Below are 12,213 nucleotides of genomic sequence, written 5' to 3' on the forward strand. Positions count from 1 at the left end.
TGCGTCGCGGACGCGAGGCGGACAGCACTAGTCTTCTATCTTGCGCGCTTCTGAAATCAGCATGATCGGCACGCCGTCGCGGATCGGGTAGGCAAGCCTCGCGCTTTCGGAGATCAACTCGTTGTGGGCCCGGTCGTAGGAAAGGCGCCCCTTCGTCAAAGGGCAGACCAGCAGCTCCAGCAGCTTCGGATCGACATTGCTCATCCTGTCGTCCATCGCGGCGGCCCCTATTGCAGCACGTTGCCGCCCTCGCCCGATCCTTGAGCAAGAACGATTTCGGTGATGGCGATCAATGTTTCGGCCCGCGTCTTCAGGTCGGGCGCCTCCAGCAATGCCTGTTTTTCGGCCGGCCCGAAAGGAGACATCATGGAAAGCGAATTAACGAGAACGCGGTTGCCCGCCCTTTCCACGCTTTCCCAATCCGCCTCCAGCTGGTTGGCATCGAGAAACGCGCGGAACACCCGCAGCAGGTTCTCACGGTCCACCGCACCCTCATCATATTCACCGGAAAGATCGGCGATGAAAGGCGCATGGCGGAAACTGCGATAGGGCTTGCCCGCATCCACCTCTTCCAGCAGGCGGAAACGGCATACTCCGGTGAGCGAAATGATGTAACGGCCGTCACCCGTTTCGGAAAAGGAGGTAATGCGACCAAGGCACCCGACGGCGCTGAGAGGACCGCCCTCCAGCCCCGCCTCGATGACGTTAAGAGCCGGCTGCACCATGCCGATGACACGGTGGCCGGCCAGTGCCATATCGATCATGGCGAGATATCGCGGCTCGAAGACATTGAGCGGAAGATGGCCTTCCGGCAAAAGCAGCGCGCCCGACAATGGAAACACCGGTACGGTTTCCGGCAGATCGTCGTTCTTCACATATCTCGCATTTCCGACATGCATGGGATCAAGCCCCCTGTTCACTGCTGCCCGGCCGGCGGATCAACCGCCACGGCCGGGATATGTCCGCATTACGAAAACAGTATAGCCGAAAGCTTCCTGCGACCGGCAACTGTTGCCGGGTCCTTGAAGCCCCAGGCCTCGAAAAACTCCAGAAGCTGGCGGCGCGCGCCGTCATCGTCGAAGGTCCGGTCCTTGCGCATGACATAAAGCAGATGATCCGCCGCCTCGTCGCGTCGCCCCTGGGCGTTCAGGACCTTGGCGAGCTTCACGCGCGCCTCGAAGTGATCGGGATTGATCTCAATATCGCGTTCCAGCGCCACCGGGTCGCCAATCTTTCGGGCTTCTTCATATTGCGCGATTTTTTCGAGACGAGCTGGATGCCCGCATCCTCGGCCAACTCTGCCGGCAGGGAAGAGAGGAGTTCGCTTGCCCGCTCATATTGACCGGCAGCAACCATACATTCGGCGATACCGGCAATCGCGGCCGGATTTTCCGGATCAGCCTGCATGACGGCGCCAAACAACTGCGCGGCGCCGTTAAAATCACCATCCGCCAGAAGCTGTTTCGCTTCGGCCAGAGCGGCTTCGATCTCCGCTTTCGGATCACCCGCATCGGGTCCGGCGATCTTGTCGATGAATTGCTTGATCTGGCTTTCCGGCACGGCCCCCATAAAGCCGTCGACAGGCCTGCCATCCAGGAAAGCAACAATGGCTGGAATGGACTGGATGCCGAGCTGGCCCGGAATGGACGGGTGATCATCGATATTCAACTTCACGAGTTTCACGCGGCCATTGGCCTCGTTGACGACCTTTTCGAGTACCGGCGTGAGCTGCTTGCAAGGACCGCACCATGGCGCCCAGAAATCCACCAGAACCGGCTGGTTGCGCGATTCCTCGAGAACATCCTTGGAGAAGGCGGCCGTCGTCGTATCCTTGATATGGCCGGAGGACGCACCGTTCAGATCCCCGCTATATTGCGCGCTGCCGGACATCTGCCCGCCATAGGAACTGCCGTAAGGATTGTTCGTGCCGCTCATGCCGGTCTCCCGTAATCTCTGTCGTATTGTCTTAATTGAAGCAAAGATCGTATCTCACTCGCTGACTTTCAAGACAAGCGGCGTATGACCCGTCGCCTCCAGAAAACGAATGAGGTCGCTGTTTCCGATCGTCGTCGTCTGGTCGTTGGAAAGCGGATGGCCATTGATCAGCTCGTTTTCCAGCAGCGCGCTGTCGAGCACGAAGGTAACCTGCCCGCCGGCATCGTTGATGGCACCGAAAACCGTGACGGAACCCGGCACGACGCCCAGATATTCCAGCATTTTTTCCGGTCTGCCAAAGGACACCCGGCTTGCTGCGCCAATCGTCTTGTGCACGCTCTTCAGGTCGACGACCGCATTTTCCTCGACGGTCAGAACGAAATACTGATCCTTTTTGTCTTTTACAAAAAGGTTCTTCGTATGACCGCCAGGGATAAGATCGCGCAGGGACTGGGACTCGGCAACGGTATAGACCGGCTCATGCTCCTTCGTCGTATGCGCAATGCCGAGCCCGTCCAGAAACGCGAACAAGTCCGTTGCCGTCTTCGGAGAATTTTCCACCATTTCCTGCCGCCCTGTCTTTGCCGATTCCGATATGTTTGCCGCCATGATTAAGGGCGCCACCCCGGCTTGGCAACGCGTGAAAATAGAACGGGACGAAAATTCTCAATCATTTCCGCCGCTTGTCGCATTTCTCAAAGAAATTTTCGCGTTTTTGTCATTTCCCTGTTGCATTCCAAAATCGATTGAGCGATATAGCGCCCGTCGCCGCCAGTCGGACGGCCCACGGTTCAGCTTACTACCCCGGACCGATGGATTTGAGCGGGTGTAGCTCAGGGGTAGAGCACAACCTTGCCAAGGTTGGGGTCGAGGGTTCAAATCCCTTCGCCCGCTCCAAATTTCCAAGCCACAGATTTTACATTGAAATATGTGACCTTTGCTTTGCGCAGGCCGGACAATTAATATTGTTCCGCGTTCAGGGTTGTCATGGTTTTCGTTCCGCGAGCAGGTACGAAATTGCCGGCGCCTGCGGAACTTATGGAAAGAACGAGCGTTTCTCACACGAGGCTCCTAACCTCAGTTCCCCTCTGAATTGCCCGCCGCGAGCGGGCATTTTTTTGCGCTGGGGTCGCCAACGAAAAAATGCGACGTGCCCTGGAACAGCTTTAACATAAAGGGCGTTCTCTTGGGTTGATCAACGCCGGGGAAACAAACTATGTCCTCAAACCTCAAAAGCCGCGCCCTGATTGCCGCATTCGCGATCCTTTTAGCACCGGCCGCATCTTTTGCCGCCGACATGATCGTATACAGCCATGATCAGGCTCCACGGTACAAAACACATTATCAGCAGCGTGCCATACAAAGCGCCTATTCGAATCATGCTGAAATGCGCTGCAGCGAGAATGTCGTATCCTACAGATCGCCCTATGAGCGACACACGGAAGTGGTCACGCTCTGCCATCCGCCACTAAACTGGCGTACAAGCCCGTCAACGGCAACAATATGGTCGCCATGATCTTGCCATAATTCATTCGATGTGCTTTTGTTCACCCGCCCTTGTGGGAGGGGGTAGAGGTTGAGACCCGCCGGCTGCATTGACAGCAGGCGGGTTTCCCTTTTTTTGGCGACAGGCTATGGGCCAGCACAACGCCAGAGCCGCTTGCAGCCTTCGAAGTGTGAAAAGCGCACGCGAATGCGCCAACCGGCTTTTTTTGATTTTAGGTGAAAATGGTAGCGGGAGAGGGACTTGAACCCCCGACACGCGGATTATGATTCCGCTGCTCTAACCACCTGAGCTACCCCGCCACAGGGGAAACGTGACAGCCATGTGACCGTCCGCTCCATCAGGATGAGCGGCTTATAAGGTGCCGCTCCCCAAAGTGTCAAGCGCATGATGCGCAAAAAATTCGCTTTCCACGAGAGCGATAAAAACCCAACTGTTTCAGGCGGCAGCCGGCTTTTCCAGAAGCGCCTTCAGCGAAGCCTCGGCTTCCACCGAGCGTTCCGAACGTTCGATGAAGCCGCCGCCATAAACGCGGGCATCGACGCCCGGTGCGGAATAGAGCACGCAGGCCTGACCGGGGGCGACGCCGGCCTCACCGGTCATCAGATCCACATAGATACCGTTTTCATCGGCATGCAGGATCGCTTCCGTCGGCGGGCGCGTGGACCGCACCTTGGCGAAACAGGCAAAGCCCTGCCCGGCATCCGTTGCAAGCTCACCATCGCCAAGCCAGTTCATGTCACGCAGATAGACCCGGCGGGTTTCCAGCGCTTCGCGCGGGCCAACGATGACCCGGCGGCCCCGTGCATCGAGATGCACGACATAAAGCGGCTCCCCGGTCGCGACACCAATGCCGCGGCGCTGGCCAATGGTATAATGCACGATGCCATCGTGGCGGCCGAGCACGCGACCGTCCAGATGGACGATATCACCGGCCAATGCTGCATTCGGCTTCAGCTTGTTGATGATATCGGTATATTTGCCCTGCGGCACGAAACAGATGTCCTGGCTGTCTGCCTTTTTGGCAACGACGAGACCCATATCTTCCGCCAAAGCGCGCGTCTCGGCCTTGGAGAGGCCGCCGAGCGGAAAGCGCAGATAGTCGATCTGCTCCTGCGTCGTGGCAAACAGGAACCAGCTCTGGTCACGGTCACTATCGATCGGGCGATAGAGCGCACGCCGCCCCGGCTGGCCGGAAACGGGATTGGGGCGCGAACGGATATAATGGCCGGTTGCCAGCGCATCGGCGCCCAGTTCCTGTGCGGTGGCGAGCAGATCGGCGAATTTTACCGTCTGGTTGCAGGCGACGCAGGGGATCGGTGTTTCACCCATGGCATAGGCTTCGGCAAAGGGATTGATGACGGTCTCACGAAATCGCGCTTCGTAATCCAGCACATAGTGGGGAATGCCGAGCGTTTCGCAGACCCTGCGCGCATCGTCAATATCCTGCCCCGCGCAACAGGAGCCGGCGCGGTGCACGGCCGCACCATGATCATAAAGCTGGAGGGTAATGCCGAGGACATCGTAGCCCTCGCGCTTGAGGATACCGGCCACCACTGAAGAATCGACGCCACCGGACATGGCGACAACGATCCGGGTATCTTCCGGCCTCTTGTCAAAATCGAGCGTATTCACGTTTTTTCCCATCGTCAGTCATAACGGGGGTAAAGGCCCCGCCGCCTGTCGGTCATCCGCCACGTGAGTATCAGCCGAAAATCGGACTGTTCTGGCTCACTACCCTGCGGATTTAAGGGCTGCATATAGAAAGGAATGGCCGCGCACGCAAGTACGGGGCGGAAAACCGCCCCGTAAAGCCGTCAGATTCAGGCATTGAGGGTCTGTCAGGCGCCAGCGGTCTTCTGGCCGCTGCTGCCGATCCACTTGTCGCGTTCCCTCCACAGGGCCGGCAAGGCCAGCAAGCCTATGGCCGTGAAGGCGATCAGCGTCTTGCTGACCTGCGACAGTTCCGCCGTGCGGCCATCCAGATAATAGACGCCATAGACGATGGCCACGTGCCAGACATAGACCTGCAGCGAATGGCGGCCGAGCAATTGCAGGAACTTCAGCGACAGCACCCAGATCACGCCCTTGGCAATGGAGCGCACAAGCGGACGATGGTGTTTCGGGCCAGCGATCACCAGCCAGGTCAGGCCGACACCCACGGCAAGGAAGTTGATGAGATAGACCGGACCGAAATCGGCGCGGATTTCCATGGTGGAAAATTTACCCATCATGAATTCCGGCATCAGACCCCAGGCCGTGGCGATGCGCAGCGGCAGGAAGAACAGGCAGATAAGCAGCGCGGCCTTTGGCAGCCAGGTGTGCTGCGGCGAGAAGATCGCCTTCCACGGAATACGGTTCTGCGCCGTCATGGCGCCCATCACCAGCGCCGAATAGAACACCAGCTGCCAGCCGAGCAGGTTGAAGCTGACGCGGATGCCCTGCTCATCCGCACCCTTGACGAGTTCGTTGAGCGGCGTTGTCACGATCTGCTGAAGACCGAGCTGACCGGCCATCCAGACCAGCAGGGAGCCGGCCATCACATAGGCCCACTTGCCGTCGAGGCAGAGCTTCACCAGCACCGGCGCAAACAGCATGTAGACGATGTATTGCGGCAGGATATCCATGAAGGTCGGCTGGAAGAGGAATGTCGCAATCGCCGCCAGACGCAGCGGATCGTCGAATGTCGTCATGCCGAGCCAGTTATACCAGATATAAGGCGCATGCGGGATGACCATGCGGAAGAACAGCACGGCGATGACCAGACCCATGGCGTAGCGATAAAGCTCCATCGCCCGGTTCCAGATCATCTGTTTACCGGCATCATAACCGTACTTCATCATCTTGCGGGCATAGACCATGCCGATCAGCAGACCGGACAGAAACACGAAGCCCTGCGCGTCTTCCACGAAGGCAAACTGACGGTGGTTGATTTCCACCAGCCAGAATCCGCCTGCAAACACCAAGTGGTTGATCAGCATGAAGACGAGGAAATAACCACGCATCCCGTCGATCAGGTCAAAGCGTTTCATCTCGATAGCTCTCCGTTCTCGCGGGCCGTGCATTGCCCGGCCACCCAGCCCGGCTTGCGGGAGGCTGGCCGGGAATTGGATTGTCAACGCTGTTTTGCGCCTGAGGTTCCCTTTCCAAAGCGGTTTAGAACCGGCACGAAAAGTCACATTGACGTGTATGTCCCGTGGTTAAGACGCGGGGACTGAATGCCGGATGAATGAAAAAGGGCAATTCCGTGGAGCAGGCGAGCTATGCGCCAGCACGACACCTCGTTGAAGAGGGCGCAAACCCTTGCATGGCAGGGAGAAACGGACGCCGCCACGCACGGGGGCGATACAGATATCACCCGTGAGATTTATCAGTCATCTTTTTGAAGAGATCCGCTCTTCCGCCGGATCACCTCGGCACCGGCCGAATCAATGGAAAGCCAAAGACGGAAGTCGATGTCGGGATATCGCGGATCACGACAAACGAAAGCCCGGAGGTGCGTGATGACCTCCGGGCCGTTTCACTCACAAAGGACTATGTCTAACCTCAGGCGGCGGCCTGAATGGCGGCGACCTGCCAGTTGTCGTTGCCGGCGCGGCGTACGAAGGTCCACATTTCCACCGATTCGGACGGATGCTGCTCGTCTCCCTCGATCACCTTGCCGGAGGTGCGGTCACGCATCACATCGATGGCGGAGTAGCGCATCGCAACCGTTGCATAGTCCTGACCTTCTTCATGCCAGGCTTCAGCGACATCGCCCTGCAGCAGCGTCACGTCGCGCACGTCGTTTTTCACGCCGCTCGTGGCGTTGTCGCTCAGCTCCTCGGCCAGATAGGACATGGCTTCCGGCGTCGTCAGCTTGCGCAGGGTGCCGTAGTCCTCGGCCGCATAGGCGGACTGAACGTCTTCCAGCATTTTCTGGAAGGTTTCGAGATCTCCCTGGGTGATGCCGATCTCGTCACCTTCGGAAATGGCGTTCTCGTGCGCCACCGGCTTCGTCGTTGCGGCAGTGGCCGCGGCCGCGCCGCCCGCAGCACCGGCAAGCGCGCCGATCTTCGGAATCTTGAACGAAGACGCGGAAGGACCTGCCTGTGAGCCGCCATTAAAGGAAGAACCGGAATGATCCGTGCGCTGAGAGCCACCGGCTGCACCATAAGCGGGCTGACCCTGACGGCGCGATGCGAAGAAACGCATGGCGAGCATGACCAGACCACCGATAAGCAGTACCTGCAGCAACATGCCGAAGAAACCGGCCATGCCGCCAAAACCACCGCCCATCAGCATGCCGAACAGACCACCCATCAACAGGCCGCCCATCAGACCACCCATCATGCCGCCAAACAGGCCACGGCTCTGCTGCGGGGCCGCCTGCGCACCAGGACGCGCCGGCTGGGCAGCACTCGGAGCTGCCTGGTTGGTATTGGGGGTCATGCTGCGATTAATCGGCGCGGTCTGGCCCGGCGCAGTGGTGGTCGCAGGTGGTGCGGAATATGTCCGCGTACCACGGCTGCCGAAACCGCCGCCGGCCCGGCGTGCTTCTGCCATATCAACCGCCACGAAAGACACCGCGATACCAAGCGCGGCGACTGCGAACAAACCCTTGAAGCGCCGAAAGGCAGCAAACATCGTTATCTCCTGTTGGCCGCCCTCCCATGAGCGGCATGTCAGCAGCCGATATAGCAACTCATGATCATCATTTTTAGACCACTCGGCTTAAATTTTTTGTGATATGCAACCGAAACGCGAGATGGACACCTGACGCAGCAAAACCGCCGTTTGGAAAAACGAAAAACCCGGCACAGGGTCTCCCCTGCACCGGGCCTTATTGTCCCCTTGGGAGGAACGATAAGATCAGTCGACGTTGAAAGTCAGCGGCTTGACCTGGCGGATAGCAGGGTTGGCACGCAGCTTGTCCAGCACGGTTTCGGAAACCGGGCCATCGACATAAAGAAGTGCGATGGCGTCGCCACCTTCCTTTTCGCGGCCGAGCTGGAAGTTGGCGATGTTGACGCCAGCCTCACCGAGCGTAGTGCCCATGAAACCGATCATGCCGGGAACGTCGGTATTGGTGATGTAGATCATGTGCGATCCGACATCGGCATCCATGTTGATGTTCTTGATCTGGATGAAGCGCGGCTTGCCATCCGAGAACACCGTGCCGGCAACCGAGCGGATCTGGTTTTCCGTCTTGACCGTCAGCTTGATGTAACCGTCGTAAACGCCGGTCTTGTCGCGCTTGACCTCGGAGAGGATGATGCCCTTTTCCTTGATCATGACAGGTGCCGAAACCATGTTCACATCTGCAACCTGGCTGCGGATCAGGCCGGCCAGCAATGCACTGGTCAATGCCTTCGTGTTCATGTTGGCGGTTGCGCCATCATAAAGGATTTCGATTTCCTTGGTGGCGCTTTCCTGCACCTGGCCAACGAAGGAGCCGAGAACATCCGCCAGACGGATGAAGGGCTTCAGGCGCGGTGCTTCTTCCGCCGTGATCGACGGCATGTTGATGGCGTTGGAAACCGCACCCTTGACGAGATAATCCGACATCTGCTCGGCAACCTGAAGGGCGACGTTTTCCTGTGCTTCCGTGGTGGATGCACCAAGATGCGGCGTGCAGACGACATTCGGCAGGCCGAAAAGCGGGCTTTCAGTGGCGGGCTCGACTTCGAACACGTCGAAACCGGCACCGGCGACATGGCCGGACTTGATGGCATCGGCAAGGGCCGCTTCATCCACCAGGCCGCCACGGGCGCAGTTGACGATACGCACGCCCTTTTTGGTCTTGGCAAGGTTCTCTGCATTGAGGATGCCGCGCGTCTTGTCGGTCATCGGCACGTGCAGGGTGATGAAATCGGCCTGGGCCAGCAACTCGTCCAGCTCAACCTTGGTGACGCCCATTTCCTGCGCACGCTCGGGCGACAGGAAGGGGTCATAGGCCAGAACATGCATCTTGAGGCCGAGTGCACGCGAGCAGACAATGGAGCCGATGTTGCCGGCACCTATGACGCCGAGCGTCTTGCCGGTGATTTCGACACCCATGAATTTCGACTTTTCCCACTTGCCGGCCTGCGTGGAGCTGTCAGCGGCCGGAAGCTGGCGCGCAACGGCGAACATCAGCGCAATCGCATGTTCGGCTGTCGTGATGGAGTTGCCGAAAGGCGTGTTCATGACGATGATACCGCGGCGCGATGCAGCCGGAATATCGACATTGTCGACGCCGATGCCGGCGCGGCCGATGACCTTGAGGTTGGTCGCCGCCTCGATCAGCTTTTCGGTTGCCTTGGTGGCGGAACGGATGGCGAGACCATCGTAATTACCGATGATTTCGGCAAGCTTGTCCTTGTCCTTGCCGAGCTTCGGCTGGAAATCGACTTCGACGCCACGATCGCGGAAGATCTGGACGGCGGTTTCCGACAGTTCGTCGGATACGAGTACGCGAGGTGCCATGGTTCACGGGCTCCTTGAAAAACGGTGCAGTTTTGAAAGCGGGGAATGTGCGGCCCTGCATCAGCGCAGGGCCGGTATCAAAATCAGGCGGCAGCCTTGGAAAGTGCTGCCTTCTGCGTCTGGTAGGCCCAGGCGAGCCAGGGCATGACGGCTTCCATATCCGCCGTCTCGATGGTGGCGCCGGCCCAGATGCGCAGACCGGACGGGGCGTCACGGTAAGCGCCGATATCGAGGGCGACATTTTCCTTTTCGAGCAGGGCGACGACGCCCTTGGCGAAATCAGCCTGCGCGGCTGCATCCAGCGCCTGCACCTCGGGATCGACGATCTTCAGGCAGACGGAGGTGTTGGAGCGGGTTTCCGGCTTGACGGCCAGATTGGCGATCCAATTATTCTTTTCGATGAAGTCGTAAATCACCTTGGCATTGGCATCGGCACGGCCGATCAGTGCCTTGAGGCCACCGATGTTCTTCGCCCACAGCAGCGCGTCAATGTAATCCTCAACGCAGAGCATGGACGGCGTATTGATGGTTTCGCCGGTGAAGATGCCTTCGATCAGCTTGCCGCCGGAAACCATGCGGAAGATTTTCGGCAGCGGCCATGCCGGCGCGTAGCTCAGCAGACGCTCGACGGCGCGGGGCGAAAGGATGATGACGCCATGGCCGCCTTCGCCGCCCAGAACCTTCTGCCAGGAGAAGGTAACTACGTCGAGTTTGGTAAAGTCCATGTCCTGTGCAAAGGCCGCCGAAGTGGCGTCGCAGATGGTCAGGCCCTTGCGGTCAGCCGGGATGAAATCGGCATTGGGGACGCGAACGCCTGAAGTGGTGCCGTTCCAGGTGAAAACCACGTCGCGGTCGAAATCGACTTCGGCAAGGTTCGGCAGGAGGCCGTAATCGGCCTCGAACTTGCGCACGTCCTTCAGCTTCAGCTGCTTGACGACGTCGGTGACCCAGCCAGCGCCGAAGCTTTCCCAGGCGAGCATGTCAACGCCGCGTTCGCCGAGCAGCGACCAGAGCGCCATTTCAACGGCGCCGGTATCAGATGCCGGAACGATACCGATGCGATAATCGGCAGGAACGTTCAGAATTTCACGGGTGAGATCGATGGCCTGCTTCAGCTTGGCTTTGCCAACCTTGGCGCGATGCGAGCGACCGAGCGGCGCATCGGAGAGAGCATCTAGCGACCAACCGGGGCGCTTCGAGCAGGGACCAGAAGAGAAATGCGTATTGCCCGGACGAACGCCCGGCTTCACTATATCTGTCATTTGACTACCCTTTCAGATAGGCGCCTCTCGTTAGGGAGAGGTGTCCTGACGCCGTTGCTATTCCTGTCGCCGGTTTCAGTCAAGCGGAATATGTCGCTACGCAGAAGAATCTTGGTCCATATGCGTCATGGGCGATGCCGCTAAAACAAAAACCGCCCGCACCCGAGGAGGATGCGGACGGCTTGAAGCTATCAGTCTGGCGTGACGTTTATTTATAAACGGCAGGCTGCAGCGGAATATCGGCAGGCGGCATGTATTGCGCGGTATCGCAACCGTTGAAGACATAACGGCCGCCGACGCGCACTTCGTGCGAATAAAGACCCTTGTCACGGCCCGGACCACCATTGTTCTCGTAACCGAACATGTCGCCCTTGTTGATGTGGCGGAAACGATAGCCAATATCGGCCTTCAGGTTACAGGTGACGTCGATGGAGGCACCGGCCATCAGCGCATAAGCAAAGCGCCACTTGCCCTTGCCGCCATGTTCGGTGGTCGGGTCACAGCCGAGGCCGTTGGTGCTGCACGAGGTGTTGCGCAGCTTGTCCCACTTGACATAGGAACCACCGATACCACCACCGACATAGGGCGTAACGCGGCCATAGGTGCCAAGATCGACATAGGCATTGGCCATCAGTGTATAGGCACGGAGCGAGCTCAGATCAGTCGAGACGCAGGGACCGGGAACTGAGCCGCAGCCACCGATCGTGGAGCCGCGGAAATCCGACTTGCCCATATAATCGAAGGTCACGTCGCTGCGGAAATAGTTGTTGAACTGATAACCGACACCCGCGCCAATGATATAGCTGTCCTTGATTTTGGCGGTATCAAAATCCTGCAGATAACCGCCCGGTCCGCCCTGGTAATAATGGGCGCCGCGAAGCTTGTTGAAGGAATAACCAACATCGCCGCGCAGATACCAGCCGCTGGACTGCGTGATCTGAACTTCGGGGGCCTCAACATAGGCCGGCGCAGGTTCGGCTTGATAAAGATCGGCAGCGAAGGCGCTCGTGCCGGTCATCAGAACGGCCAGAATGCCGGCCAAAGCATTTTTCATGACTTCCACTC

The 12,213-nt window shown here is 58.7% G+C and carries 9 protein-coding genes, 2 tRNA genes and 1 pseudogene; 1 reads left to right on the forward strand and 11 read right to left on the reverse strand.

The window, feature by feature from the left end:
* Positions 1–27: 27 nt before the first annotated feature.
* The 4 genes and pseudogenes from AGR13A_RS18045 to AGR13A_RS18060 all read right to left on the reverse strand — a co-directional run bounded on the left by AGR13A_RS18045 (position 28) and on the right by AGR13A_RS18060 (position 2,499).
* Positions 28–216, reverse strand: a complete 189-nt coding sequence (locus AGR13A_RS18045) for a Trm112 family protein (RefSeq protein ID WP_035222506.1) — start codon at positions 214–216, stop codon at positions 28–30.
* 11 nt (positions 217–227) lie between these two features.
* Positions 228–899 carry an LON peptidase substrate-binding domain-containing protein gene (locus AGR13A_RS18050; RefSeq protein WP_167377586.1) on the reverse strand — a complete coding sequence of 224 codons (672 nt, stop codon included), beginning with the start codon at positions 897–899 and terminating at the stop codon, positions 228–230.
* A gap of 68 nt (positions 900–967) precedes the next feature.
* Positions 968–1,935, reverse strand: a pseudogene (gene trxA, locus AGR13A_RS18055) (thioredoxin).
* Between the two features lie 54 nt (positions 1,936–1,989).
* On the reverse strand, positions 1,990–2,499 hold the full coding sequence (locus AGR13A_RS18060; RefSeq protein WP_051796194.1) for a prolyl-tRNA synthetase associated domain-containing protein: 510 nt from the start codon (positions 2,497–2,499) through the stop codon (positions 1,990–1,992).
* A 258-nt stretch (positions 2,500–2,757) separates the two neighbouring features.
* Here AGR13A_RS18060 and AGR13A_RS18065 point away from each other — a divergent pair.
* Positions 2,758–2,832 (forward strand) — tRNA-Gly (locus AGR13A_RS18065).
* Between the two features lie 832 nt (positions 2,833–3,664).
* Here the strand turns inward: AGR13A_RS18065 and AGR13A_RS18075 are convergent.
* From AGR13A_RS18075 to AGR13A_RS18105, 7 genes are all read right to left on the reverse strand, one after another.
* A tRNA-Met gene (locus AGR13A_RS18075) sits at positions 3,665–3,741 on the reverse strand.
* Positions 3,742–3,877: 136 nt separating this feature from the next.
* On the reverse strand, positions 3,878–5,074 hold the full coding sequence (mnmA, locus tag AGR13A_RS18080; RefSeq protein WP_080838311.1) for a tRNA 2-thiouridine(34) synthase MnmA: 1,197 nt from the start codon (positions 5,072–5,074) through the stop codon (positions 3,878–3,880).
* Positions 5,075–5,280: 206 nt separating this feature from the next.
* The gene (locus AGR13A_RS18085) at positions 5,281–6,471 is read right to left on the reverse strand and encodes an OpgC family protein (RefSeq protein WP_080838314.1); all 1,191 of its coding nucleotides are present in this window, start codon (positions 6,469–6,471) and stop codon (positions 5,281–5,283) included.
* 514 nt (positions 6,472–6,985) lie between these two features.
* On the reverse strand, positions 6,986–8,065 hold the full coding sequence (locus AGR13A_RS24710) for a Tim44 domain-containing protein (protein WP_139786094.1): 1,080 nt from the start codon (positions 8,063–8,065) through the stop codon (positions 6,986–6,988).
* Positions 8,066–8,290: 225 nt separating this feature from the next.
* Positions 8,291–9,886 carry a phosphoglycerate dehydrogenase gene (gene serA, locus AGR13A_RS18095; protein ID WP_035222256.1) on the reverse strand — a complete coding sequence of 532 codons (1,596 nt, stop codon included), beginning with the start codon at positions 9,884–9,886 and terminating at the stop codon, positions 8,291–8,293.
* 83 nt (positions 9,887–9,969) lie between these two features.
* A complete protein-coding gene (locus tag AGR13A_RS18100) occupies positions 9,970–11,148 on the reverse strand; it encodes a phosphoserine transaminase (RefSeq protein WP_080838317.1) in 1,179 nt (392 codons plus the stop codon).
* Positions 11,149–11,356: 208 nt separating this feature from the next.
* Positions 11,357–12,202: an outer membrane protein gene (locus AGR13A_RS18105; RefSeq protein WP_035222250.1), complete on the reverse strand. Its 846-nt coding sequence runs from the start codon at positions 12,200–12,202 to the stop codon at positions 11,357–11,359.
* Positions 12,203–12,213: the final 11 nt, after the last annotated feature.

It is taken from the genome of Agrobacterium genomosp. 13 str. CFBP 6927, assembly GCA_900012615.1.
In the GTDB taxonomy this organism is placed as follows: domain Bacteria; phylum Pseudomonadota; class Alphaproteobacteria; order Rhizobiales; family Rhizobiaceae; genus Agrobacterium.

Coding starts and splice junctions, on each gene's coding strand:
- AGR13A_RS18045 (WP_035222506.1), bottom strand. CDS start 216: ATGGACGACAGGATGAGCAATGTCGATCCGAAGCTGCTGGAGCTGCTG.
- AGR13A_RS18050 (WP_167377586.1), bottom strand. CDS start 899: ATGCATGTCGGAAATGCGAGATATGTGAAGAACGACGATCTGCCGGAA.
- AGR13A_RS18060 (WP_051796194.1), bottom strand. CDS start 2,499: ATGGTGGAAAATTCTCCGAAGACGGCAACGGACTTGTTCGCGTTTCTG.
- AGR13A_RS18085 (WP_080838314.1), bottom strand. CDS start 6,471: ATGAAACGCTTTGACCTGATCGACGGGATGCGTGGTTATTTCCTCGTC.
- AGR13A_RS24710 (WP_139786094.1), bottom strand. CDS start 8,065: ATGTTTGCTGCCTTTCGGCGCTTCAAGGGTTTGTTCGCAGTCGCCGCG.
- serA (WP_035222256.1), bottom strand. CDS start 9,886: ATGGCACCTCGCGTACTCGTATCCGACGAACTGTCGGAAACCGCCGTC.
- AGR13A_RS18100 (WP_080838317.1), bottom strand. CDS start 11,148: ATGACAGATATAGTGAAGCCGGGCGTTCGTCCGGGCAATACGCATTTC.
- AGR13A_RS18105 (WP_035222250.1), bottom strand. CDS start 12,202: ATGAAAAATGCTTTGGCCGGCATTCTGGCCGTTCTGATGACCGGCACG.